Annotated in this window: 18 protein-coding genes and 1 pseudogene; 7 read left to right on the top strand and 12 right to left on the bottom strand. The window is 67.3% G+C overall.

What is annotated here, in order from left to right:
* Positions 1-192: 192 nt before the first annotated feature.
* The 5 genes from AC07DS_RS16590 to AC07DS_RS16570 form a co-directional block, all read right to left on the bottom strand.
* Complete coding sequence (locus AC07DS_RS16590; RefSeq protein ID WP_479145925.1) at positions 193-2,283, bottom strand: hypothetical protein; 2,091 nt, start codon at positions 2,281-2,283, stop codon at positions 193-195.
* A 41-nt stretch (positions 2,284-2,324) separates the two neighbouring features.
* The gene (locus tag AC07DS_RS16585) at positions 2,325-3,599 is read right to left on the bottom strand and encodes a coiled-coil domain-containing protein (RefSeq protein ID WP_479145923.1); all 1,275 of its coding nucleotides are present in this window, start codon (positions 3,597-3,599) and stop codon (positions 2,325-2,327) included.
* Positions 3,562-4,335, bottom strand: coding sequence for a hypothetical protein (locus AC07DS_RS16580; RefSeq protein WP_479145922.1), 774 nt, complete (start codon positions 4,333-4,335; stop codon positions 3,562-3,564). Before AC07DS_RS16580 ends, AC07DS_RS16585 begins: the two co-directional genes overlap by 38 nt.
* The gene (locus AC07DS_RS16575; RefSeq protein ID WP_479145920.1) at positions 4,332-5,036 is read right to left on the bottom strand and encodes a hypothetical protein; all 705 of its coding nucleotides are present in this window, start codon (positions 5,034-5,036) and stop codon (positions 4,332-4,334) included. The genes AC07DS_RS16580 and AC07DS_RS16575 overlap by 4 nt, the downstream gene beginning before the upstream one ends.
* A gap of 723 nt (positions 5,037-5,759) precedes the next feature.
* Entirely contained in the window at positions 5,760-6,425 is a 666-nt protein-coding gene (locus tag AC07DS_RS16570) for a hypothetical protein (RefSeq protein ID WP_479145918.1), read from the bottom strand.
* A gap of 182 nt (positions 6,426-6,607) precedes the next feature.
* Here AC07DS_RS16570 and AC07DS_RS16565 point away from each other — a divergent pair, with 182 nt between their 5' ends.
* A complete protein-coding gene (locus AC07DS_RS16565; protein ID WP_479145916.1) occupies positions 6,608-7,192 on the top strand; it encodes an NPCBM/NEW2 domain-containing protein in 585 nt (194 codons plus the stop codon).
* A 250-nt stretch (positions 7,193-7,442) separates the two neighbouring features.
* Entirely contained in the window at positions 7,443-8,324 is an 882-nt protein-coding gene (locus tag AC07DS_RS16560) for a Kelch repeat-containing protein (RefSeq protein WP_479145914.1), read from the top strand.
* A gap of 3 nt (positions 8,325-8,327) precedes the next feature.
* On the opposite strand, the gene AC07DS_RS16555 is transcribed toward AC07DS_RS16560, so the two are convergent.
* Positions 8,328-8,855, bottom strand: coding sequence for a hypothetical protein (locus AC07DS_RS16555; RefSeq protein WP_479145913.1), 528 nt, complete (start codon positions 8,853-8,855; stop codon positions 8,328-8,330).
* Between the two features lie 598 nt (positions 8,856-9,453).
* Between AC07DS_RS16555 and AC07DS_RS16550 the strand changes: the two genes are divergently transcribed.
* Complete coding sequence (locus AC07DS_RS16550; protein WP_479145911.1) at positions 9,454-10,557, top strand: cutinase family protein; 1,104 nt, start codon at positions 9,454-9,456, stop codon at positions 10,555-10,557.
* 248 nt (positions 10,558-10,805) lie between these two features.
* Positions 10,806-11,249 (top strand): annotated as a pseudogene (locus AC07DS_RS16545) (winged helix-turn-helix domain-containing protein); the annotation flags it as partial.
* Between the two features lie 611 nt (positions 11,250-11,860).
* Here AC07DS_RS16545 and AC07DS_RS16540 read toward each other — a convergent pair.
* From AC07DS_RS16540 to AC07DS_RS16530, 3 genes are all read right to left on the bottom strand, one after another.
* The gene (locus tag AC07DS_RS16540; RefSeq protein WP_479145910.1) at positions 11,861-12,835 is read right to left on the bottom strand and encodes a hypothetical protein; all 975 of its coding nucleotides are present in this window, start codon (positions 12,833-12,835) and stop codon (positions 11,861-11,863) included.
* A 6-nt stretch (positions 12,836-12,841) separates the two neighbouring features.
* Entirely contained in the window at positions 12,842-13,288 is a 447-nt protein-coding gene (locus tag AC07DS_RS16535) for a hypothetical protein (protein WP_479145909.1), read from the bottom strand.
* 119 nt (positions 13,289-13,407) lie between these two features.
* The gene (locus tag AC07DS_RS16530; protein ID WP_479145908.1) at positions 13,408-15,528 is read right to left on the bottom strand and encodes a hypothetical protein; all 2,121 of its coding nucleotides are present in this window, start codon (positions 15,526-15,528) and stop codon (positions 13,408-13,410) included.
* A 631-nt stretch (positions 15,529-16,159) separates the two neighbouring features.
* Here AC07DS_RS16530 and AC07DS_RS16525 point away from each other — a divergent pair.
* On the top strand, positions 16,160-16,648 hold the full coding sequence (locus AC07DS_RS16525; protein ID WP_479145906.1) for a hypothetical protein: 489 nt from the start codon (positions 16,160-16,162) through the stop codon (positions 16,646-16,648).
* 107 nt (positions 16,649-16,755) lie between these two features.
* On the opposite strand, the gene AC07DS_RS16520 is transcribed toward AC07DS_RS16525, so the two are convergent.
* Positions 16,756-18,024, bottom strand: coding sequence for a hypothetical protein (locus AC07DS_RS16520; protein WP_479145904.1), 1,269 nt, complete (start codon positions 18,022-18,024; stop codon positions 16,756-16,758).
* Positions 18,025-18,870: 846 nt separating this feature from the next.
* Here AC07DS_RS16520 and AC07DS_RS16515 point away from each other — a divergent pair.
* Complete coding sequence (locus AC07DS_RS16515; RefSeq protein ID WP_479145903.1) at positions 18,871-19,092, top strand: hypothetical protein; 222 nt, start codon at positions 18,871-18,873, stop codon at positions 19,090-19,092.
* Between the two features lie 152 nt (positions 19,093-19,244).
* On the opposite strand, the gene AC07DS_RS16510 is transcribed toward AC07DS_RS16515, so the two are convergent.
* Positions 19,245-19,526: an HU family DNA-binding protein gene (locus AC07DS_RS16510; RefSeq protein WP_479145902.1), complete on the bottom strand. Its 282-nt coding sequence runs from the start codon at positions 19,524-19,526 to the stop codon at positions 19,245-19,247.
* Positions 19,527-19,868: 342 nt separating this feature from the next.
* Here AC07DS_RS16510 and AC07DS_RS16505 point away from each other — a divergent pair, with 342 nt between their 5' ends.
* Positions 19,869-20,579: a hypothetical protein gene (locus AC07DS_RS16505; RefSeq protein ID WP_479145900.1), complete on the top strand. Its 711-nt coding sequence runs from the start codon at positions 19,869-19,871 to the stop codon at positions 20,577-20,579.
* Positions 20,580-21,699: 1,120 nt separating this feature from the next.
* Here AC07DS_RS16505 and AC07DS_RS16500 read toward each other — a convergent pair.
* Positions 21,700-25,059 (bottom strand): hypothetical protein, encoded by a 3,360-nt coding sequence (locus AC07DS_RS16500; RefSeq protein WP_479145899.1) that lies wholly within the window; start codon positions 25,057-25,059, stop codon positions 21,700-21,702.
* Positions 25,060-25,125 lie beyond the last annotated feature (66 nt).

Genomic DNA, 25,125 nt, shown 5'->3' with positions numbered 1-25,125 from the left:
CACGACCGCGACGTCGTGGCCGAGGACGACCGCGATGGTTCTGAAGGTCTGCCCGCCATCCCGCCTTCGCACGATCTCCCGCTCATCGGACCCGGATAGCTCGATGAGGAGGGCCGCTCCCTTCTCGATCACGCGATCGATGGCCTCGCTCTTTGCGTTGCTGTGCCCGATGTTGATGAAAGTGCTGCAGTGTCACCGACCCGCTTGCCCGGCCGAGCGCCGTAGGCGCAGGGAGTGCGGGGTCGGACGTGAGGTCGGGAGGACGCCGGCCACGATCAGGCGGGGGATTTCGGTGGCACTACGGGCGTGCCTGATGATCCAGATGCTGTCTTCGATGTCGCGGTAGCCACCGGAGTGGTCGCTGGCGTCGCCGACGAGGAGTAGAGCGAAAGGCGGTCCAGTGGCGGTGTAGTTCGCAGCCTGGGCGAGGTAGTCCCGCTCGACGGTTTGCTGGGTCTTCCACTGCGTGGTGCGCCACTTGATTTCGGCGACGAAACGGCTGCCGGGCTCCGGAGTGTAGATGACGTCGGCGCGCCCGCCGGCGACGTCCCACTTCTCCCGCTCCACGGTGCCTGGTGGGAAGAGAGGACTGAGGTGCTGGTGGAAGTCGTCCTGAAGGTTCTTCTCATTCCAGGGGACGACGGTGCCGTCGGCGTCCTTGCGCGCCGGCCCGAGGTAGACGGTGCGCTCACCGTAGAGGTTGGCTTGGGCGTCGAATCGGTCGTAGAGGAAACGCAGGAAGTGCTCCAGCAGGGGGGTGAAGTAGTGGCTGTCGCTCGGCTTCCAGGCCGGGCTGGTCTTCAGGATGTCGAGCAGGGTCTCCAGGTGGGTGTCCACGCGGGCGTTGCCGGTGGGGGTGTAGCCCCTGGCGAGTTGGTGCGCGAGCTGCTCGAGCCGGTCGAGCTGGTGAGGGTCGAGGTCGTCGCGCAGGCCAGTGGCGTCAGACTGAAAGAGCGCGGCAAGCGCGGGACGGCCCTCCAGGGCTTTTCCCGGCACCGCCTCCTGCCGTGCCGCTTCACCAGCCGACTGCTGGCGCCGTTGGCGCACAGCGTCGTACAGCGTTTGGGCGTCCGGATGATCGGTGAACTGGGGGTCGTGGGAGAGGGCTTGCTCCAGCTGGTGCAGCAGGCCTTGGCTGCGCACGAACGGCGCCTCCACGGCCGGGCTGATCAGTGCCGTGAGCCCTGGGGAGTCATTGGCGGGGGCGTGGATGCTGCGGCTGGCGAGGTAGATCTGCAGGAGGTCGCTCAGGGCGTCGGCGGGGTTGTACCAGCTGGGCTGGTCCAGGTGTGTCTGTGCGGCATTGAGGGTGGTGACGAGCTTCGACCAGGCGCTTTGGGTCAGGCCGCGGGCGCTGAGCCAGTCGAGCTGGTGCATGCGGCCGGTCCAGGCGGCGAGGTGCGCGGTCGTGGTGTCCAGCTGGTCGGCTGCGTCGGTGAGCCGTTGCCGGGCGCTGTTGTCACCCGTCGGGTTCTGTTCGAGGTCGGCGAAGGCGAGGACGGCTTCGATGGCGGCGGCGTGGGCGCGGGCGTCCAGGCGTGCCTCGTGGGTGCGGTCGAGCTCGGCGAATCGCATCAGGGCTCGCCGCAGTTGCTCGTCGGCGGTGGTGCGGTCGGCGGCCTCCAGAGCTGTTCGCTCGTCGGCCAGGGCAAGTTCGAAGCTCGCGTCGGCTCGGGTCGCCGGGTTCAGGTCGGGCTGATTCTCCAGCGCGCTGAGGACGTCGAGGAGGTGGTCGGTGTCGGCGAAGTGGTCGCGGGCGATGCCGATCAGGATCGGCAGCCGTTCCAGGGCCTCGGCAGGCTCACTGCCGGTGATCTCGGCGAGCAGCGCGAGCAGACGGTGCGGGGAGCCACCCGCTACCGCCAGGCGCAGCAGGCCGGCGATCGCCGGCTGGGCTAGCGCGGCGCCGCAGTCGCCGGCGAGCGCGTCCTCGGCAAGCGTGGCCAGATCTCGTACCGTTCGGTTGCCCAGGCGGGCGGCCAGCTGCGGCCGGGTGCACACGACGTCGAGCGCGTCGGCGAGGACCCACGCCGAGTGAGGGTGGCGCAGGCCCCGGGCCGCAGCCGCGAGCAGGGGAGCGGCGTGGTCGGCCGGGATAGTGTCGAGGTCGTGGGCCAGAGCGGTGAGAAGGTAGGGCAGTTGAGGCCCGGCGGCCAGCGTGTCCGCCCCAGCCAGGACGGCGTCTGCTCCGCCGAGGTTCTCCAGGCGGGGTCCGGCGTCCAGTTCTTCATCGCTCGCCCGGCTGGCCCACTCCTGGAGGGCCTGGTCCACGCTCGGAGCCACTGTCCTCTCCTCTCTGCTGGGCCGCACCGGAAGCGAGCAGCTTAGAACAGGTGTTCACTATCGTGGGTGATGAGGTGGTCTGCAGGCAGATCGTCGACGAGTTCGGGCTGGGCGGTGGTCAGCACGACCTGTAGGTCCGGGAGGTCCTTGGTGATGGCCTGCAGCTCGGCGATCAGGGTTCGGGCCGGTACCTCGGTGACCTCCTCGGCGGCGACGGAGTCAATCAGTAGCAGACCGGGATGGGCGGCCACGCCGCGGTCCGCCCCGACACGCAGCAGCGCGATGACCGTGGCGATCCGCATGCGCAGCCGGTCACCGCGGCTGAGGCGTTTGAACGGGGTCTTCACCCCCGCCTTAACGGCGTTGACCCGGCCTGATCGGTCGAGCCGGACGCTGTCGAGGTTCTGCACCCCGAACCGGGCCGCCAGCTCAACGATCTGGGTATTCATCGCCGGGAAAAGCCGCTTGGCGGCCGCGTCGACGGCCTCTCGTACGGCCTCGGTCACGGCCTCCAGGACCTGGGCGGACACGGGAACGGGCGGCTCTTCCGGTCCGGAGCCGGTAGCGGCGAGGCGTCCTTCCAAGCCGGCCACCTGAAGCTCCAGCTGGCGAAGGCGCTCATGGTTCTGCGACGTCGCCAGCGCCGTCTGCAGCGCGGCCGCGGCCGCCTGCTGCTCGGCGAGCGCGGTGTTCACCGCGGCCGCCGCGGCATCGCGCTGCCGACTCGCCGCGTCCTCCGCCTCCCGCGCGCTCTCGCGCTGCTGCTCCAAGTCCTGCAGCAGCACTTCGGCGGTTTCTTCGTCGACCTCGGGCAGTGGCCGGGTGCACACGGCACAGGAGGCGTCCTCGCGCTCCTGCTGGCGGCGGTCCCGATCGAGAGGCTCCTCGCATCGCGGACAACAGACCGGATCGAGTCGGCCCAGCACCCGCCGCGCCTGCCAGGTCTCACGGGCGTCCAGCAGCGCCTGGTCGGCGCGCACCCGCGCCGTGCTCATCTCGGTCAGACTCTGTTCGGCCTCGTGGAGCACACTCTGCGCGTCCCGAAGCCTTGCTGCGGTCTGGTCGGCGGCCTGGAGCAAGGGGGACACATCCCTGCTCGCCACGTCCCGAAGTTCGGCGATCTGCTGGGAAAGCTGTTCCAGTTGCTGCTGCCATGCGGTTCGCTCGGCCTGGCGGGCGGCGGTATCTCCTTCCGCACGGCGCTTTCCTTGCGCGAGAGTCTTGCGCTCGCGCTTGTCGGCGACCGACAGCTGGGTGAGCACGGTGCTGTAGGGGATGTCAACGAAGAGCTCCATGAGCCGGGCGGACAGGCCCACGGCGTTGACATCCCCGAGAAGGATCTCGTCGCCCCCCCGGGTTGAGATAGCACGCTCCGAAGTACGAGGCCCACCCATGGACCTGGGGTGCGCCTTCGCCGTCGGCGCCGCCGCCGGCCTGCCACAGGCTGGTATGCCCCATCCGCAGCGCGTCGAGGAAGAAGGCACCGATGTTGCGGTCGACCTCGTCGGCTCCGGAAGCCTGCTCCACCAGGCGCAGGCCGTCCCCACCGTCGCCCGCGGCCAGCAATTGCTCCACGGTGTCCGCGGTGAGGATCCGCCCGGTCAGCGCGGGATGAGCGCCAGGATCGACATCCAGAACAATCCGGATGGGGCGTCCGGCCACCGCGACATCCATGCTCAGGTGACGCACCCAGGAGCGGACGTCCAAAGGCAGATCGCGAGGTTCTCCACGAAGCGGCCAGACCAGGAATTCCAGCAGGCTCGTCTTCCCCGCGCTGTTGTCGGGGTGAACGATCGCCCACACGCCAGCCGAAAAGTCCCGCGCCACGCTGAAGGGTTCGCCCGAGCGCTTCACCCCTCGGACCCGAAGGCGCAGCATCCGCAGTCGGCGGTCGGCCGCTGCCGGACTCTTCAAGGTGATGTTGGCCTCCGCGAGCGACCGCTCCACCTGCTCCGCGGTCAGTCCCAGCTTCGCGGCGACACTCTGAAGAATGTCGACGGCCCGCGGGACCTGGGGGACCTGCGCGGTGGTTGTCTCGGGCGACGCGGTCACGAGGCCTCCTGGACGACGTCGGACACCGGCACCTGGGCGGCAGCCTTCAGCTGACGCAACCGTGCGCGGGCCTGCTCGGTGATCGGCGAGATGTACTGCCTCCATGGGGTGTCGGCGTAGTCGCTCAACAGGTACTGCCGGTTCTTGATCTGCGTACCGCCGAGCCCGTCGACCAGCGCCACGACCAGCTGGGTGCGCTTGGCATACCACTCCAGCGCCGGGGCGTCCTGCACCAGCGACCGGGCCACCTCACGGCCGTGTTCAAGGAGGAAGTAGACGTGCTCGACGACGCGGTTCTGGCCGCTCCGGCCAAGCACTTGCGTTTTGCGGATCAGCCCGCGCTCCACCAGCGGAGCCAGAGCGTCATCCAACTCCTCGAAGGCACCGAACTTATGACGCAGCATCGGAAAGCGCCTCAGGTCCGGCTCCTCCGAGTCCAGGATGTCTGAGGCGAGACTGAGCAGTCCCGTCTCATCCGGAGCTGTCTCGTACTCGTTCATGAGCTCGAAGGCCAGATAGTCCGGGTAGCGCACCCAGAAATCCAGCTTCTGCAGGCGAACCTGTGTGTGGACCACGCCCGCAGTCGCTGCGGGCACATCCTCGTCCTCGGCCGGCGGCTTGGCGGCCGCGTCGATCAGCAACAACAGCCGGACAGAGTCCTGCCAGCGACTTGCCCTGCGTACCGCTAAGGGTGCGACCATCGTGCTCCTTCACACCAGCCGTCCGCTCCGTCACCAGGTGCCATCCTGGCAGGTGGACGGCCCGGCAGACCAGATGCCGGCAACGGTATTCACCGCCATCCGTCCCCGTTGACGACCGCAGAAGGTCATCCCGCACACGAGACTGACCCCAGCGGGCCGGGCCTGGGACCTACTGACGTGTACCGCGTGGGCCGGCGCAGAGACAAGCACGATCACCGAAGGTGTACCAGCACCTCGGCGAACGGCGCTGCGCCTTGCGTCCGCATCCCCCGCCCGGCAGAGCCACTGCCCTTCCGGAGTCCGGCCCGCATGCACATCGGGGCGATGCCCGGCCGTGCGCGCACACATCCGGCCCTGGGCCCCGTGCCGGACGCCGCCTCGCCAGCGTGTTGATGTCCAGCTTTTAGGCCGCAAAGACGTTCCGTCGGAGCTCCGCCCGGTGGAGTAGTCGCCGTGCGGCCCGTGTGCGCGGCGTACAGGATCGGCTCATGAGCGTGCTGTGGTCCGGGCATACCACCCGCGGGCTGGTGAGCGTGCTGGTGAGGCTCTACACGGGCATCGAGGAGGTGCGGCCGCGTCTTCACCGCGTGCACGCTGCCGACATGGGTTCTCTGGGGGAGAAGACGATAACGAACGCAACAAGTGTGGCGCCATCGCTGGTTCGGGCGATACCTGCACGAGTGCCGCCCGGTGTGCGACATCCCGTGTGGTTCGTAGCCGCGTTCACGGCATGGTAGGGCCAGGCTCGGACCCTGAACCGGCGCCGTACTCCGGGTCGGAGTCTCGGCCGGGCTCCGGGCCGGGATGAGGTCCGGCCTCCGGCCGGGCCCCGGCTCCGTACCGGGCTGTGGGCCCCGGTCCGCTGGCAGCCGCCTTGCCGCTTCGGCGGTTCTCCAGCACGCCCGCAGTGACGGCGAAAGCAACAGTGGCGAGGGCGAAGACGAGTCCCAGCCAAAGCCCGACGTCGGTGCTGACGCTCCCCCCACCCATCTGTTCGTTAACGTCGATCAAGTCCTGCACGTCTCCAGCCTTCACGACGTACAGGACCAGGATGACGACGGCCGGAACCAGCGTCAGGAGGCTGAGCAGCGCACGCTTCCCGGGCTCAAAGGCCAGGGCGGCGGCCACCAGACCGAACAGGGCTAGCACCGACACGATGATGAGGGCGGGAGCGGCTACCTGCATACCCGTACCGAACGCGTCCGACTCCAAGTACTCCCCGGAGACCCAGGGTGTGAAGAGCATGATGAAGCTCAGAAACCCAGCGACGGCGGTGGCGAGCAACGGCCAGTCACGGGCGACGTTCACCCGGAACGGCAGGTGCCGGGTCAGGGAGCCTCCCCCCGCGGCGTAGCCAGGCCGGTTCACTTGAGCGCACATCTCGATCACCTGCCCCGGACCCTCGGCTCGTACGGCAGCCCATCAGGCCGCAACTCCAGGCCATCACAGACGGCGCTGTCCTGCATCTCCACGCACGCCGTCCGGACCGTTCTGCCGGGATGCACGCCTGTCGGCCCTGTGATAGCCCTGGAATGGGCGAGGAGTGCGAGCCACGCAGAAGGACTGATGCAATGGCAGCACATGTCGGACGGTTGCGGAAGTACGGGGGTCGGCTCACCGAACCGTGCGCAGCGGTACTGGTCGCTGTCCTGTTCGCCGCCGGGTGCGGGCCCGGAGGCGACGCGGGACGAACGGTCGTGGCCTCCACGGACGCGCCGGGCGCGAACGAGCCGTCGCCGCAGTACTTGCAAGATCTGACACCGGTCGCCTCGTCGAGCGGGGTGCAGACCGGATCGGCCGAGGTAGATGGGAAAACCTACGCGCGCAGCGTGTTCCTTGCCCTGGACAGATCCGCGGTGCCCGAGAGCGACGCCGAGTACAACCTCGGTCGGCACTGGCAGACCCTGGACGCCGCGATCGGTCTGCGGGACGACTCCCCAGCCGAGTGCCGGGTGACGTTCGAGGTTCTCGCCGACGGGAAGTCGGCCAGCAGCACCACGCTTCACCTGGGCGAGTCCCGGGACCTCCGACTGGGCGTCGCACACGTGCTTCGCCTGAAGCTCGTGGTCACATACGTGGCGACGGCGGACGTGAGCAGCTACTGCTACGCCGTCTGGGGTGACGCACACCTTGTCGCGCAGGCAACAACGCAGTGACGGACGCACTATGAACCGGACCGTGCACGCAAACCCCGCCCGGCGCGGGAGGCGCACCAGACACCCGGACCGGCGCCCGACGCGGTGTGCCCTCGGGCCCCTAGCTCTGGCGTTCACCCTGCTCGTGCTCCCCGTCGGCTGCACCACTCACGCAACCCCGACCAGTTCCACGCCGCCCGCCCTGGCCTGTCTCCATGAGGAGCCAGCACCCTCCGACACGCACGACACATGGACCCAGGCCACCCCCACCATGACGAAGCGCTATCTGCTGGCGGCGACGACCGGCTGCGACGGACGGATCTACACGTTCGGCGGTGAGGAGGAGCGAAGCACTTCCGCCACCGGCCCTTCGAACACCGAGGTGACGGGCGACGCCGAGGTGTACGACCCGACCGCACAGACCTGGTCATCCCTCACGCCCATGCGCGTGCCGCGGGCGGGTCTGTGCGCCGCAACAGCCGGTGACGGCACGATCTACACCATCGGCGGATCGACGAACGAGGCGGACGAGTCCCACGGGTGGTCGACCGTCGAGGTCTACGACCCAGGCGCGGGCACGTGGAGCCAGGGTGTTTCCCCGCCGATACCGCTGGGCGACTGTAGCGCGACACTGGGCGCAGACGGCAAGATCTACGTCTCGGGCGCCGGCGTCCTGGAAGTGCTCGACCCGTCCAGCAACACCTGGCAGACGGCCCCGCCCGCGCCGAAGCCCCGCAGCCGAGGAGTCATGGCGACCGGAGCGGATGGCAAGATCTACCTGATGGGCGGCTTCGACGCGACGACGAACGCCGGGCCCGTGACCACCGCTCAGAGCTATGACCCCGCCACCAAGCAATGGAGCGACCTGCCCGCCATGCCGAGCCCCTTGGGGCAGACCGCGGGTGTTGCTGGCTCCGACGGAAGGATATACGTGCTCGGCGGCAGTCCGGACTTCGCGAGCCAGAGTGCCGCTGTGTACATCTACACCCCCCGGACCAACTCATGGGGCGCTGGCGCCGACATGCCCACCGCACGCTCCTCGCATACCGCGGCCGTCGGTGCGGACGGCAGAATGTATGTGATCGGCGGGGACACGGGCTCCACGCAGGAGATGTCGGGGACGACGGACGTGGTGGAGGTTTACTCGCCGTGACGCTCAGGCGTCCTTCATTTTCCTGCCGCTGACGGCCCAGCCCCTCGATGTCCAGCTGCACCACGTTTCCGGCCCGCAGATACGGCTCGGGCTCGGGCCGCGAGCACCGACGAGTCCGGCGGACTCTAGCCGATCGCACGCTGCGGCAGGCAGGAACATCGCCACGAGTTCCTCGTCCGAGGCCCGGTCGACATCCGCCTGCGGCTCCTGCAGCCGATGCCGTGCCTGCAGCCGGTAATACAGGCCGGTGTCCTCGCCCTTGGCCTCCTCCGGAAGGTCCCGGCTGTCCGCGAGCTCGTAGATCTGCCCCAGCACCGACCGGGGCGCCGCATCCGCCGACACCGCGTACGACAACAGCCCCCACACATCGGCCACCACTCCATTGACCGGCCGCTCACCCCGCACCGGCCGCATCCCCGGGCCACAGGCCATCGGTCCCGGCTCGTCATCCAGGCGCGACGGCGTGTAGCGCAACCACACCATGAACAGCCCCATGTCCCGGGCCGCCTCCGGCCGCTCCCGCCCGGTCACCAGCTGAAGTAGAACGCCGCCCCACCGGCGTAGGACCGCGTCGTCAATTCCGCCCGGCTCCGCCCGAAGCGAAGAAGCCGCAGCCACTGATCAGCAACAGGAACCACCCGAAACTCGTCGTTCAGGACTGTCCAGTACCGCGTGCCCGAAGGCAGATCCACAGGGAACCCCCGCATGCGCAACTCCACTGACGTAATGGCCGATACAACAACCCGCCACAGAGCCACACCCCCCAAGAACGAGACTCAGGCGATCAACGAACCCCTCCCGTATGACGTCACACCACACCGTCTCTCGCCCCAGATGACGGAGGTTCCAGGTGCGTCGCTTGTGACTGAGGCGCATGCTGGTTGGAGGAGCATGCCGCCGCACCATGAGGGATCTACCTACCGGCCTCGTGCGTCAAGCTGGGTCCCCGACAGGCAAACTCAAGTGAATCGGTAGATCTTCCCCTTCGGGTGCGCCAGTACGCGGTATCCAGCGGAACTCCGGTCATCTCACCCGAGGCCAGCGTTATACGGGACAGCCTCTTGGGGAGGAGCGCATGTGCCGATTTGCTAGGCCCGGCCGCCGACATGTCCATGGGGTAGAAGGCGTCGTGAGGCGCATCCATACCCCTTTGGGTACCCGAAGGTTCCTGATCACCCTCTGCAGTGCGCTGGCGATGGCAGTGGTGCCCAGCGTCAGCGCCATCGCCGCGCCCGAAAGTCCCTCACAAACGCAGCAAGACTGCCCCAATGTTGCCTTCATCGGCGTGTATGGAACCAATGAAATCGAGGGCGGCTCGGAAATCAAGGGCAGCTCGCATGTGATTAACGAAACGTTTGATGTCCTCGCAGGGGAGGCGGAAAAGGCGAACATTGATTACGGAAAGATCGTACCAGAAGATTACCTTGATCCTGCCAAGTTGTACGCCAAACTCACCGATGGTGTCATTGAAGTTGGCCGCGCGGTCAACGACTACTACACGGCGTGCAGAGACGCCACGCGCTTCGTGTTCGCTGGATACTCCGTGGGTGCATGGATCATCGACAAATACTTGGCGAGTCCGGGTGTAGGTCCAAACATCCTGAATAGAGTGGACGGGGTTGTGCTCTACGGCGATCCCCAGGAAAGCAACACTGCCGCGAAGGGCATTGCCCGGGTGGGGCCATGGGGGCTCAAAACCAGGGTCGCCCCTCTCCCGGCTGCCCTACTTGGCTCTGACCGGGTCAAGAGCTTCTGCCTTTCCGCCGACCCCGTATGTGGGGGCGCTGGCACCCAAGTAGGAGCATCGGACAACCGTCCGGCACTCGTTGTTGCTTGTCTCACCACCCCCGCTTGCACGCACTTCCAATACGTGCCTGGAGTGACGGTGAAAGGTGGTGAGTTCCTGGCAGCTCAGACCTCTTTCCGCTACGAGGGCACCTGGCGGGGCACGGTGAAGCAAGGCAAGAGTAAAACCTATCCCGTCAAGGTCAACTACAAGGGTGGCGCAATCGGGGAATCCGTGGCCACGGTCGAGTATCCAACACTGAAGTGCAGCGGCATCTGGGTGCTCACGTCGCAGACCGACCAAGGGATTACAGTGAAGGAGCAGATCACCGAAGGCAAGCCCAACTGCGTCGATGTGTCCATCACCCTCACACCGTCGGCCGGCGGGACACTGCAGTACGCGTTCGAACTCCATGAAGGCGGCCTGGCCACGCTGCGGCGGGACTAAAGTGGGCCCGGGCACCCGACTCAGAAGCTGCGTCTGATGAAGGTGTCGACGGTCGCGTAATTCGCCTGCGCCTGCTCCCCTGCCGGTGCTCTCGGTATCGCCGAGGACGAAGGCCCCGCCAATGCTTCATGGGCAAGGACGGCCGGGCTCGGTGGGGCTATGACTCGAACCGTGGCTGCTGAACTTGATTGGGTGATGTCGGAGCCGTTCGCCTGATGGTGGTAGGGCCGTTCCGGTAGCCCTGGACTGTGAGATACGCGCAGGGCGGCAGGCTGACCGACGCCGGGAGGGCCGCGCGGGAGCGGGTTCGGCTGCAGGCCGTGGAACGCTTCGAGGGCGGGCAGAAGAACCGGGACATCGGTGCCGCGCTGCGGGTCAGCGAGCGGTCCGTGGAGCGGTGCCGTCGCCAGTGGCGCGAGCAAGGCGAGGCCGGGGTCCTGTCGAAGGGATCTCCAGGACGACCGAGGCTCAGTGATATGCAGATCGCCAGGCTGGAAAGGGAGTTGGAGCGCGGACCGCTACTCCACGGCTGGGCGGACCAGCGGTGGACCCTGGCTCGGATTAAGACACTGATCGGTCGCCTGTTCTACGTCTCGTGCACGGTCGAGGGCACATGGCTGCTGCTCAAGCGGCACGGCTGGTCGTGGCAGCAGCCTGCCCGGAGGGCCGTCGAGCGTGACGACACCTCGGTCGGGGCGACACCAGAGCGCTTCCCACGTTCACCACCAACCGTTTGTCGAGTGAGCCGCCCAGCTGTACCCCGGCAGCATCGCCACACCTACACCGCAGACATTCGGCATGGCCTCCCCACCGGCGGCCCTATCCGGCTTCGGAGTCGCTACCGCAACGTGCGGCAGCGTGCACTGCGCCCGGCCCGCATCCGCCAGATTTGGAGCCGGTGGAACAATTACGGGGCATCGAGCACTGGTTCCTCTCGTACGGCTTCTCGTCTTGCTAGCCGGACCCGCACCGTCGGGCAGTGCCAGCACGTCCCGGCATTGTCAGGGCTGCTCCCATACTTCCGCGCGTCTCCGCGGTTAGAGTGCCCTCAGCTTCGCCCACCTGCTGCGACAGGCAAACGGCAGGGGTCTTCCACCCCTGCACGGATATTGATGGCGCCTCGTGGAGCACCAAGCCGGTGTTCCACACCGCCCAGCACACATTGGCGAACTCCTCGCACAGCGCGACCTGTCCGACCGTCAGCTCGAGCTGGTACCTGCAACCGGACAGCATAGGAACACCCTCTCCGGCTGACGTGATCAACGTAGTGCACGCCACTGACAACGAGGCGAACTCCGCGTGGTCATCGGGTCTGGCGGGGGTGCTGCGGCGGTGTGTCCTGTTGATGCACACGCTGGCTGTCGGCCGCGGCTGGCCGTACCGGCTGCATGGTCGGCGGAAGGAGTGGCGGAGGAGGAACCGCCGTAGGGTGCCGGCCTGCGAGTGCCGCCCGTGCCTGCGGCTCGGCCATCCGAGTCGGCAATTCGGCCTTCTGCTGGGGAGATAGGTTCCTGAGCCGCTCAAGTGCCGCATCGACATCCTGTGGCTTGGGGCGCGGCCGGCTGGCATAGACGCGCTGCGCCATGGCCCTGATCGCCGACCGTACCTGTTCTGCTTGTTCCAAGGGCACTCCCAGCCCGGAGAACCGGATGTTGGGGATGTTCCGGATGTGCAGGAGGGACCCGCAAAGTCGCAGATAGGGCCCAACAGGGTCCATGCCCGGCGGTTGGTCCTGCACTGCTTGCTGTAGCACCTTTTCGGTCAGCCTGGCGAAGGCCTCTTGTCCCCAGTGCTTCTCCTGCGCGGTGAGGTCGATGAAGTCCCTGGGGTCCAGCCGGGATTGGACCGCTTGCAGCGTCTGGATGGACAAGGTTGTCATCGAGCTGACACGTAGGCCGCCGACTTCAGCCGGAGCGTTGTACTGCGGCATCACTGAGATGGTGAGGCGGACCGCAAGCGCATCAGCTGCATCGGCTGTATCCGGTATTCCTTCGGGTGGGAGATAGGTCATGTCCCGAGCAAGGCCCTGCTGCCCGAGGCGTTGCTCGATATGGACTCTGTACCCCAGATGCGCGAGAGCACCTTGCACTACATCCCGGGACCGGTCCGTGTCATGCGTCACTGGGGTAGTCAGCGAGATCTCTCTGGCCTGGCGCTGGAGAGCCAGGTGCCGGGCCAGAGCCACGTCGCCACCAACCTGAAACGGGACATCGGTTTGGTCAAGCGCCGCCAGGGCTATGTCGGCATCGCGTGCCGCGCGCTCGAGGTCCCAGATCACACTGCCTCACCGCCGCATCGGGTCGAGTTCAGGGAAACGCTGTTCCCAGACGTGCGCGATCGCTGCTGGTACGCCAGAGCGGACTGCCCCCCACAGAGCGACAAGCTGGCCGGCCGCGAGCACGGATCGCTGGTCGTCCGTGGAACCGTGCATCAGGACCTGCCGGTACAGGTCGACCACGTCCTCCTGCGTACCGGCATGGCCGAGAGGGGGAGTACTCCACCGAGGGGACATGCCGTGACCGGAACCATCTGCCGGGCCCTGAAGTTCCTCCAGGCGTTCCACGACCTGAAACGGCTGGGCGAGCAGCCAGTCGGGCACCCCCGGCTGCTGCAGGGCTTGGAGGACATCGGCATCAAGCTGGCCCTGAAGGCTCTGAAGGATCTCGCCGCGGGTGGCAGCGGCCCCATCGAAGTCGATGTCGAGGTGGATGGCGGCGTCATGCTCTGCCATGGTGAATCCCTTCTGAGTCAACGGCCTGTGCGCCGCTGTCCAAGCACGGTTGCTGCCGACCTTACGAGGTCCGGCTCCAGTAACCGACGCCTCCTGGCCCTCCAGCCGCGTGCTGAGGCTCATCGCTGCCGCCCGGTGAATCTCTGCTCCTGGTGATGTACGACCTCTTGGCCAGTCCCGTGATGCTGCGGAAGCTCGCGCCGCGCCGACGGCGCGGCCGGCTGAGCCTCACCGAGCATGATCTTCTCGGCATCGGCGTACAGTCGCTGGTGGCTGAGGCGGGGGGTTGGGACTGTGTCAGGGGAGATCTCATCCAGTCGGACGCAGGCATCGATCAGCGACCGCAACTCCACTGCCTTGTCTCGCAATTGGCGACTCGCGTACAGCTGCGCGCTGAGGTCCTGGCTCGGTTCCCCGCCGCTGTTCAGTGACTGGGATGCCTGGGCGAGATTCTCTACGGTCTGAGTGATCTGCTGATGCAGGGTGGCGATCACGCCCTCCATATGAAGGTGGGCCAACCGGAAGGTCGGGAAGACGGCGAGAACTGCGGCGCGGTCCTGCATCTGCTCCACCTCCGAGGCACGTGTCGAGGTGCTCCAAGGCTCTGTCCAGGAGCCGCGCGCTACAGAATCGTGTCGGTGGGCCTGCAGCCGGCCCAGCATGGCGTGTAGTGCTTCCAGGCGGCTGGTCCTGGCTCGTGCGTACGCCCCGCGGGCGGCAGTTCGCCCTGCCGCAGTACCGATGGAGGCCCGCGCCGCCTCCATCGATCGGCTCGTCAGCGCTGCCGCACTACGCGGGTGCTCGGCACGCCAAAGCACACCGTACGGATCCTGGCGGAGTCGGTGTGGCTCGGTGCCATCCACCTCACGCCTCGCACTGGCGGAGGCCACAGCGCTCAGCACATCGTCAGGCGGACGCAGCATCGTCTGCACCATCAACTCAGCCTCCGACACGACCGCACTGTCGGACGTGAGCGTGTAGTGCTCGGCGGTCAGCTGCCGAGCCTGATGGTCAGCCTCGTCACGCATGCGCTGTCTGTCGGGGTCGAGCACAGCGGGCGCGAGATAGGGATTGTCGGCGAGCTCTACCGCCTCCTCGACATCGCTCTCCTCGGGCCCCAGCAGCACCCGTAGCTGCTGAGCCTGAGGGAACCGCCACGTCAGCTCGGACAGCACATCGTCAGCGACCTGGCCGGCCACCCCGTCCGGATGCCCTCGCATCGGCTCCAGGGCCGCGAAGGCGGAAGCCAGCTCGGAAGTATCCCGCTCGATGGGCTCCTCGCCTACGGCGAGCGCATTCAACGCTCGCGCGGACCACTCCTCGGTGAGTCGGCGCCAGTCGGCCGGCACTGGCCGCTCGATAGGCCCAGGTGCAGACAACTCACCGGCACGAACGGGGCGATACTCGTCGAGCACCTGCCACGCGGGATCGTCGCGAGGACTGGCGTCCTGATCCAGGGCAGCCAGGCCATCTGCTTCCGGCAACGAGGTCCCGAACGTCAAGGCCCAGTCCACCGCTGCCGCAGCCCAGCGGTCGCGGACCGTACTGCCCTCGCCGTAATGAGCCGCGGGCGCCGATCCGACAAGTCGATGTCGAAGCCACTGCAGTCGGTAGCTGTCCACGAGGTACCAGGCGCCCAGCGTGGACGACCGAACAGCTCGCTGCCACAGGCCGGCCACGGGCAGGGACTGGGTCGGCCTTCCGGGTTCGTGAAGCTGTACCTGCACACGGTGGCCGGGGCGGTCCCGATGCAGAAACTCCAGGAGCGCAGTCACAGGGTCGGAGTACACCTCGGCGCGCACAGGCTCATCGGGGGCCCCGCTGCGGCTCAGCGAGATCAACGCGCGGTCTTCGTCTGGAGGGTCGGGCTGGACCTGCCATGCACTGACCTCCCCGCGGTAGTGCTCGATGGCCGACTCCAGAAAGGCCGCCGGGTCGGGAACGGCTCTGGGAGCGTGGATGCTGAGCAGCGCCAGGCCACCTTGCAGTCGCTCAGCCCACCCACGCCCACTAGTAGCCTCCCCCGGAACATGATCGGCCCAATGCCGCAGCCCCGCCATCAACTCCTCCAGGAGAGGCACCAGGACTTCCCGCTGCCCTTCCCAGTCGGCAAGGGAACGGCTCTCGTGCTCCTTCCAGAGCGCGGGCGGATACCCCTGCTCGGCGGCAAAACGGCGTACCAAAGCGTCCAGATAGACCAGGTCGAAGCTGAAGGTGTTGGGGACGGACACAGCGTCCATGGCGGCTTGGACACGCAGGACACGCTCCAGAGCGACTCGGTGATGCATCACGTCTCCTGCTTAGCCTCGCGCCCTGCCCTTGCATCGGGCGTCGCTTCTGCCCAGGGTGCTGATCACCGAAGTCCGCCGATGCCCGCCTCCCGCACCACGGGCCGACACCCACACCGATCCGGTCTGACGGGCAACCGAAAGCCAACAGAAGCCCGCCCCTCGGGCACACCCCCTTCGTCTCGGACGCCCTCGCAGCGCCAGTACACGACCCCGGAGGTCACAGCAGGGCCCGCACAGCGGGAGCTGCATCAGCGGATCTGCCCGCCACACGGGCCAGTCCGCCCCAACCGTCCCGCCACAAGAGCCATCGCCCGCATTCACAACCCGCGCTCCACAGACTGGCATTGCGCACAGGACCCCCGACGCCGGACCAAGAATCCGAGGAAACCTTGTCCATGCATGTCCTCCCGGAGGAGCTCATCCGGGCAGACCACTCCGAGCGCCTGCGCCGTGCCCAGCGCGACCGGCTAGCGGCCCGCCTGGGAGCCACAGCCCGCCACAAGCGCCGCGCCGACCGGGCGCGGCGCTCTACAAGACGCCCCTGGAGTCGTCGGCTTCCCTCCGCCAAGCGAGGCCTGCGATGACCACTCTTGCCCAGGTCGTCGACCTCCCCGATGCGCTCTTCCGCCGCTACACCGCCATTCGCGAAATCGGCCACGCACTCACGGCAGTGGCCACGGGACAGGCACACGTCATCGAGTGTGCCCTCGAGCCGGGAACGGCCTCCGACGGCACCCGCTTCGACGCTTTCACCGAGGTGCGCTGGCATACCCGGCACGCCTACCTCACTCTGCTCCAGGCCGGGGCGATGGCCCAGAAACGGTGGCTGCGAGAGCAAGGACTGTGGACTCCGCGACGGGACCTCGCCACCCAAGTCGCGGCACGCAACAGCAGAGCCGCCGTCCAGGCGACAGCCGCCAGCGCAGACGAGACCGAGCGGGCAGCAGCCTGGGCCCAGGAACTCCTTGACCACCACTGGTCACTTCTACTGCACTACGCAGATCTTCTGGACCAGCGCGGCCATCTCTACGGATCCCACCTGCGCAAAGCCCTCCGCGAAGGGGCGTAGGCAGGCGGACAGCCACTGTGAAGACACTGGGCCCCGGGCGTGAGTCCGACGCCCGGGGCCCCTTGATCCACTCGACCACTCCATGTGATCGTCGAGACCGAAGAGAACTAACGCACGCGGCGCAGGCACACCTGCACCTGGTCCGCCCCGTCTCGGCGGACAATCAGGCCGTTGTCTCCCACATGGGCGATCGGAACCTCGGTACCCGCCTTGAGAACTGAGGAGGCGCCGGTCTTCAGCACGACCTCGGCGACAACGGGTCCAGACGAATCCGAGGTATCCGCCGCTTCGACGGCCCCGTATGCAACGCCAGCATCGCTGACCGAAGCCACATTGATCGTCTTGCGCTTGCCGTCGCCCTGCAGGCACACGCCCTTCTTCGTCTCCAAGTCGAAGGCAACCGGACCAGCCGCTAGATAGCGCCCGTTGGGGGAGGACACCACCGCGTAGGAGCCGCCGGAGGAGCCTGACGACTCCTTCGCGGCACAAGCCATCTGCCCCTTGATTCGTCCGCTCGCAGTGTCGTGCACCGCCCATATCGGGGTGGCGTCCCCGTACTTGCCGGTGCGCCATGAGGCAAGAAGGTTGGTACCTGACACACCATAGGCCCGTCCGTTCAACTCCCCCAGGAACCCCGACTTAGCGGCGACTCCATCCGGCTTCACACTGCTGCTCAGCCAGCCACCAGGAACCCCGAACCCGCCGCTGCCCAAAGCGACCACCGGGCCCCGCGAGGTCGCCGACAACACCATGCTGCCAGAGCAGCCCGTGGTGTCGGCACACTGTGGGAGCAGCGCGTCGGCCTTCCCGAAGAACGTGACCGTCCCCGTGGAGACATCTACTTTGGAAGCCGAGGTGCCGTAGAGGCCGTCGCCGCCCCACGAGACGAGGAGAGATCCATCCCCTCCGCTCACATGCACCTGCCCGGGACGAGCGTTGACGGGAACAGAGATCTCGCGTGCTGGCGCGACCTCCTGGCCCTTGCTGTCTGCCGGGTACACCACCAAGTCGACGACCTCACGGCCGTTATGAAGCCGGTCTTTGCCCCGCCTGCCGTGCGCCCAAGCCACGACGTACTCGCGGCCTCCAGCCGACACAGCGATCACTTCCGGGATCTCGGCAGCTTCAGTGCCATCACCCTCCGCCCCGGAAACCTCGGCAGGCGGAGTCCAGGCCTTGCCTGACCAACGGATGGCGCCGGTGAACGCTTCGTGAACACGGACCGAATACCCGCCGGATGCCGCCTGGAGAAGGCCCACGCCATCAGACCCGACGGGAGTGACCGGAATCGAGCCCACCTTCTGCGGAAGCCAGGGGAGCACCGCATCCCATCCGCGGCTGGCGTCGTAGCCCGACGGAAGAGTCAGCTTGGCCAAACCGGGCTGCTTGGACCGCTCCGGATGCCCGGGCTTCCCGCTCGACTCCCCCGCATCACTGCATGCGGACAGCAAACACGCGGCCAGCACCGCTCCGACGACAGCCCCCGCAATGCCATGCCTACGCCATACCATCTGCGCCCCCTGTCGACCCGCACGTCTCTGCGATCTCCAGCGCCCTGGAGACTAACAGCAGCCCCTGGCGCCCCCATGCCTCAGCATCGCCAACCTCGTTGCGAGCGCTGCGATTTGGCAACCACGTAACGCATTTCATACGTCGCGACGAGCTCCTTGACTTCGCGCTGCAGCTGCGGAATCCACACCCGACGGCTTCCGACGCTGCGGGCTCGCCACTCCCCTCGGCATGCCTCCGAGCGGGATACGACGAGCGCGCGGCCCGTCACGCGGGCGCACCGGTGACGACGACGCGGATAGAACGCGAGCCTGGATCCCCCTTGGTTCCCCCGCTCCGGCTCCGGTCCGCCATCTTGGAGGTTGCTCGTGTCCCACCTTCGCCTCGTACGCATAGCGGCTACTGCCTCCGCATCCACCGCCTCGAGTCCCAATCCGGCTCGACCCACGAGTGACACCTGGTACGTCATCCGCGACTGCGTCACCGTCCGTTCCGGCCCGGGAACGATGAGCCCCGCCGTCGGACAACTGCACTACCTCGACAGCGGAACCCAACTCAGCGAGACCACGAACTGGGTCGAACTCCGGCTGCGCAGCCGTTCAGCATCAGGTCTACCGGCAGGCTCCACAGCGTGGGTCGCCAAGACCCACGCCGCCCTGCGTACCCATATCTGACCGGCCATCAACCCGCACCGCCCACCGCAAGGAGCCACGGTGAAGCCGGAAACTCGCCTCTTCCAAACCCCATGGGGAAGAACGGACGACCAGATGCAGCCGGCTGGCAAGGGCGAAACCGACGAACTCGACGCACCCATCTTTGCGGGGCTCGTCCGCGAACTGGGGGACGTATCCGCTGACGCCCGCCATGCCGCACAGGTCGTGCTCAAGCAAGCGGACCCGGCCGCCTACTTCGGCACTTCCTCGGCACCCCGGTGACTTCGGACCCGATGCGCATCCCTCGCCATCCCGGGACGGAATTCGCTCCCTATACGAGCGGCTGGTGCAGAGGGCACAGGCGGTAGGTGCGGCAGGTCCCGGCCGGCGGGGCCGGAACCTACCGACGAGCCTCAGCGCCAAACTGGCTTGCCCTACTTCCCCTTGGCCGCATCCTTGAGCTTCGAACCTGCGGTGACCTTGACGGTGTGGCCAGCCGGGATATCGATCGGATCACCCGTCTGCGGATTGCGGGCGGTGCGGGCGGCCCGATGGGTACGCTCGAAGGAGAGGAAGCCGGGGATGGTGACCTTCTCGTCCCCCTTGGCGACAACATCGCCGACGGTCTCGGCGAGCGCGGTCAGAACGGCGTCGGCGTCCTTACGGGTCACCTCGGCGCGCTCGGCCAGCGCGGCCACCAACTCAGTGCGATTCATTTCGTGCTCTCCGTTTTCCCTGATCTACTGCTGTGCGGCGTACCGACTGAATCACACCAGATCCTGCCACCTGGCACCGACAACGGCGTGCGGGGCGTCCTCGACAGGGCGAAGCAAGGCAGCGGTCATAGGGAGTGGCGACGGCGACCACAGGCCCATGATGGTGCTCTCCGGATCTCTCTGGACCTCGTTCGCAGTGGCCGGCGGTGAACTCCAATCGCCGTGCCATTGTGCAGACTTCCTGGACCTCGTGCGTGTGGGATTGTCGCAGTACACGGTGCGCGGGTGACTGCGGTGAGTAGCATCCCGGATCAACACCATTTGGACGAATGGAGATAGCAAGTGTCTGATCCCGCGGAGAGCGCCAGCCTCTACACGGAGTACACGTCCAAGGTCGAAGAAGACCTGGCAGCTCGCGAGAAGGAGCATGCGGAGCTGGTCGCGCGCCTCGCGCTGGTGGAACGCGAGCTCGACCTGCTGAGGAAGATGAAGGCGGTGATTTCCTCGGATGAGGAGGGCTCGTCGTCCAAGCCTGGTGCGAAGGTTCCGCGGGAGGCAGGTGCGCAGGACTCGCAACAGCTGGGGGTCCGGGCGGCGACGGCCGGTGAGTCCGGAGGTGCTTCCGCAGCCACTGTGAGCGAGGAAAGCCCGGTCCGGGTGCCCGCCCGCAAGGCCGCGGCGAAGAAGGTCACCGGGAAGAAGGCGGCAGCCAAGAAGACCACCGCGAAGAAGACCACCGCGAAGAAGACGGCCAAGGAGACCACTGTGGAGCAGGCCGAGCCGGGGCCGAGCCGGCGACAGCTGATCCTGGACTACTTCGCGGAGGTCGGCCAGCCGCGCTCGAGCGCAGAGGTCACGAAGGAACTCGCCCAGCGCCACACGGACTTCACCTCAAGTGTTGCGGCCACCCGGGAGGCGCTCGAAGCGCACGTCGCGCGGGGCAAGCTGGAGCGCACGACTCAGGGGCGAAGCGTCTACTACGGTCCTGTCGCGCTCACCAGCGAAGGTGGCGAAGGCGACGCGGCCGATGGGAAGGAAGAGCAGACGTCGTGACCCCAGTGTTTGGCATCGCAGGGGGCAACCCTTCACCACTCGCACGGTCTGTCGTTGTGTTGTGAGTCGCAGAGCCCTCGGCATAACCTGTCGCGGCAGCCTTGAGCTAGTGGAGAGGTCGGTGCGGCGCGACGGGGGGCGCGCCGCACCAGTGCCCTAACGGTAGCGAGTACGGTTCTGTCGTGGGGGTGGAAGTTGAGAACCCGCCGCCGACGGGTCCGCTTCGGGCCAGTTGCTGGCTGGGACAGGCGCTTTCCGGACGCCCGCTGCGGCGGCAAGACGTCGTCGGAAGCCTGCAGATCAGGCACCGATGAGACCGACGTGTGATACGTAGGTGTATGCCGCCCAGCCGGAGTCGATATCGCGAATGAAGGATTCCCAGCGACTCGGAGCTTAGTTTCGTTGCCTTCCTGGAACGCGTCGAAGAAGGCCGGCCACTCTCGGTGGGCCTTCTTGGCTGTTGGACGTTGAGGTCCCGTCGGTACTTTCCCCGCACCGTGGTCTGATCGACGGTGTAAATCTCCAGGGTGTTCCCACGCCCCTTGTTGTCCAAGTACCTCTTCAACCAACTCATCAAGTTCCGCAGCATGCTGTGGGCGCGCAGGGGCCAGTAGGCGGTGTCCACGAGCTCTCGGTTAGCCGTGCCGGGCCGCTGGGTGCGACTGAACCAGCGGCGAATGGTGCCGTCGGTGACGGTCACACCTGCCTGACGCAACGCCGTCATGCCGCCCTCGTGTGTTGCCAGGTACCTGAGACGGCAGCGGATCCGCCGGTCAGGACGACGAGCGCATCTCGTAGCCGCACTCGGGTACGCCCCGAGGCGTCAGCACCCCTCTTCAACGAGCGAACCTGGTTGCAGCGACAAGAGCCTCTGGCCGTCCGAGAAAGAAAAATGTGACCGCCCTGAGCAGCGCGTAATGTCAGAGCATGGGCGGGGGGAGTGGAGCTGAGCTGGGTGCACGAGTGGCGAAGGCGATGCAGCAGGACCCGAACTGGGTACGGTGCACCGAGTGCCAGGAGTCACTGCACATCGAAGTGACCGAAGACGCCCCCTCGGGCAGCGCTCACCGGCTTCCCGACCTCATCGTCCGACTCTGGTGCCCTTCTTGTTGCGCGATTGCTACCCCGCCCGGGTCCTGGCAGCCGGTGGCTCGCCTGCAGAGTCGTTCCCGTCTTCCCCGGGGGTCTGCGACGCCCCCGTAGACACGGACCCGAGCGGGTGACGATCGTCAACGAGGCTGGCCGCCTGCTGTCGGCATACGGCCGAGAGATAGCCCCGGGCTTCACGGACAGACTGCCGCAGATCGGCTACGGCCTGCTCGGAGTATCCCCCCTCGACGTACAGCGTCAGCAGTGCCGCGGCCTGAGAAAGAGCCTCGGCAGCCTGGAAGGCACGGTCGGCTTCGCGAGGCGTTCGCCTCTGAACTTCGATGGCCCGCGCCAGCGTCCGGGAGGGCATCGCGGGCAGTTCCGTCAGGTCCGTGCCTCGTCCCCCGAATCGGGCTGCTGCTCGATATGCGGCGCCAAGGGCCGGCGCCCCCGAGTGCTGCGCGATAAATCCGATGCGCCGTGCGGCGATCAAGAAGGGGTCGCTCTGGGCAGAGCTGTCGGCCTCCGAAGCGATCGGGCCCGTGGGTAGCAGCCTGTCCAGGTAGGCCCGGGAGGGGCCTACCGCTTCGTCCCACGTTGCCGCTGCGGCCGTCAGGAGAAGCCAGCCGCTGCGGCTATCCGCCGCCGCGGGCTCCAGCCGCAGCTGCGCGACAGCTGTGGCAACCGACCGCGCCGCCGCTTGCACCATCTCGCCAGGGAGCCCGAGGCCCTTGAGCTCATCAGCCACTCTCTCGGGGATCGGTACGCCGAACACCAGGCCCCACGCCCACCCGGCCCGCATCCAGGCGATCGAATCCTTCCCTCCCAGCCTCCCGAGTGCAGTCGACCGCGCCTGGTGATGAACCCAGGACGCCAATGCCGCGGCCACCTGAGGGCCACGGGCACCGGTGACCTGCTGGCCGGGGCCGATGAGATCGGCCAACCAGACATCCGGCAGGTGCAGGACACTGCGGCCAGGAACGGCAATCACACCCGTCATAATCACGAAGCGCTCGTCAGGGCGGTCCCGCTGGGCCCAAGCACACAGTGCACCAGCCAGGTCGAGGTAGACCTCTCCTGGACCGGAGGGATCCGCGGACACGCCCACCTCATACCAGCGGTCCAGCGCACCACGCGCGTCAGGCTGCTGCCCCCTCGAAATCAACTGAGCGAGCTGGTGCCACGCCTGCTCGGCCGCCTCGGTGTACTGAGCCAGGGTGGCCTGGCCGCTCAGGAATTCCTCCTCGATGTCGCGAAGGTAGGACACCCACGGGGCCTGCTCCGCCCGCCCCGACCGCAACGCAAACGCTGCGGTCTCGTCGGCCACCACCTGCCGCTCCACCTGGGTTCGCTGAGCCTCGGGACTTCCCGACACACGCCCCACCACCGCAGCAAAGAGCCGAGAGGTGTCCACGGTGTTGCTCTCCGCGAGTATCACACCTTCGCCGGAGGGGCGGATCGCGGCGACGACGGTGCGACCACTCCTGCCCAGGGCGGCATGGAGGTACCACCCATCACCAGCCTGCGCGGACTCCAACAGAATTGTCTGGGAGCCCCCGGAAGGCCGATCAGGGAAGGCCCTCGTCCCGCCGTCCACAAACGCACTCTCGTCGGAATGGGACAGGCCGCCTTCGCCATCGCCCGGCAGGGATGCACCCTGCTGGAGGGCAGCCACGTCCCGCGCCTTGCCGTGGCCAAGAGCCCGAACCCGAGTGAGGACGGACACGCGCGGCGGGGCGTCGGACAACACTTCGGCCCACCGGCGACCCATGCGGTGCCAGTCGGTTCTGTCCCCGGAACTCTCTCCTTCTTCCAGGAGCCAGACAGCGAGCGCGGCATCCAACTCGGAGCGCTCCTGGGTGCTCAGCGCCGCGTACCGAATGCTCTGCAGCAGCTGGCGAGTAGTAAGTCTCTGCCAGTGGCCGAGTGCGTCCGAGCACGACAACGTGACCCGACTTCCTGACCGATCCCTGCGCAGCCACCAGAGCGCGGCGGCCAAGGGCTCACTGGTCACGCCGTCCTCCGGCTCGCCGCGATCGGCGGTGAGGCGATACAGCCTCGGAACTGGCCGCGCCCACATCCCCCAGCCACGGCCCGGCCGGGCCGACTCAGACGACTCTCCGGGCCGCAGACCGCGCAAAGCCTCCGACGCCTGCTGCAGGGCCTTCCACTCGCTGGCGAATTCAGCGAACTCTTCCTCGCCTGACTCCAGAGCCGCCCCCACCCGGTTCAAGACACCCTCGAGATCAGCGGCCGCATGCTCCACGGACAGGTAGGCCGCAAGGGCAAGCCGGCCTGCCTCCTGACGGTGCCGGAGCCACTGGTCTCTGCCCCGGCCACGGCGTATCGGGTCGGGGGCAGTCAGTTCGGCCTCGTGCTCAGCAAGGTACCCCCACAACGCATATTGGGCCTGACGCTGCGCCTCCGCACTCTCTCGCTCCACCCGCCCTGCTGCGTGGCGCTCACAGCCCACAGAGACCCCGAGACCGTGCTGCGCACACCAGGTGTCGAGCAGGTGCCGCTCTCGCCGAGCGCTCGGGTGGTGGGCCTGCCACTTGGCCGCCCGGCGCTGGTCGGCCGCGCTCAACTGCCGACCGGCTCGCCACAGAGCTGCACGTGCCTGAGCCGCCGCCACCGCCACCGTATCGTCGCCAAACCGATCTCGAGCCCAGGCATGCATGTCCGCGCTCCCGGCCCCGACGAAGCCGCCGACTTCCGCAGCCTCCTGACTGCTGCGCACTGCCTGCAACAGGAAGAATTCAGCGGCCTGCCTCAGCTCAGGAACCGCGTCGCAGGCCGCGCTGAGACGCTGAAACCCGTGTACGTAGTACGACAGCGGGCGCACTCCGCCCGCCGGACTCGTCCTGGAATCCGAGCCGAAGGAGTCCATGTGCCGCAGGAGGTCGATGAGCTCCACTCCTCCGGTGCAGAACCTCTCCCAGACAGCCTCATCGGTGAGCCCTGCGAGAGCCCTCGCCTCAGCGGACGGCAAATTCGGGAAGTAGGCGGCCCATTTTGCCGCGGCCGTATCCCACGAGGCAGACGCGGCTTCCAAAGCTGGCGCTGCCGTTGTACCCAAGACGCCTGCCAGCCACCTCCCAGCCTCCGCATGAGGATCCGGCACATCCGTTGCCTCATGTCGGGGACCACCACTTGGCCACCCTGCCAACGCTCGCGCCGCGACCTCGCGGGACTCAAGGGGCACGGCGCCATCCTCGTCCAACTCCAGCACGAGCCCTCGAAGACCGGCGCGCTCACAGACCAGCACCCGTGCCAGGGCATCTGCGACATCCGGGGTCACCCACTGCGCCTCCACCTCATCAGTGGTGGAGAGCCCCAGCACCGCGTAGTCCGGCGGCGGGGAGACGCGGGTGGCATCGGGCTGGCTCATCAGGTCTGCACTCCTTGGGACATCGCACGGCACGCACCGATCACACGGCACGTCTCCCAGCCTGAG

The organism is Streptomyces sp. NPDC044064, from assembly GCF_056434245.1.
This window is presented reverse-complemented; position numbering and strand designations above follow the sequence as displayed.

What these genes read in the sequence shown, in the direction of transcription:
- AC07DS_RS16575 (WP_479145920.1), bottom strand. Translation starts at nt 5,036, where the DNA reads ATGGTCGCACCCTTAGCGGTACGCAGGGCAAGTCGCTGGCAGGACTCT.
- AC07DS_RS16565 (WP_479145916.1), top strand. Translation starts at nt 6,608, where the DNA reads ATGGCAGCACATGTCGGACGGTTGCGGAAGTACGGGGGTCGGCTCACC.
- AC07DS_RS16560 (WP_479145914.1), top strand. Translation starts at nt 7,443, where the DNA reads ATGACGAAGCGCTATCTGCTGGCGGCGACGACCGGCTGCGACGGACGG.
- AC07DS_RS16535 (WP_479145909.1), bottom strand. Translation starts at nt 13,288, where the DNA reads ATGGCAGAGCATGACGCCGCCATCCACCTCGACATCGACTTCGATGGG.
- AC07DS_RS16530 (WP_479145908.1), bottom strand. Translation starts at nt 15,528, where the DNA reads ATGGACGCTGTGTCCGTCCCCAACACCTTCAGCTTCGACCTGGTCTAT.
- AC07DS_RS16525 (WP_479145906.1), top strand. Translation starts at nt 16,160, where the DNA reads ATGACCACTCTTGCCCAGGTCGTCGACCTCCCCGATGCGCTCTTCCGC.
- AC07DS_RS16510 (WP_479145902.1), bottom strand. Translation starts at nt 19,526, where the DNA reads ATGAATCGCACTGAGTTGGTGGCCGCGCTGGCCGAGCGCGCCGAGGTG.
- AC07DS_RS16500 (WP_479145899.1), bottom strand. Translation starts at nt 25,059, where the DNA reads ATGAGCCAGCCCGATGCCACCCGCGTCTCCCCGCCGCCGGACTACGCG.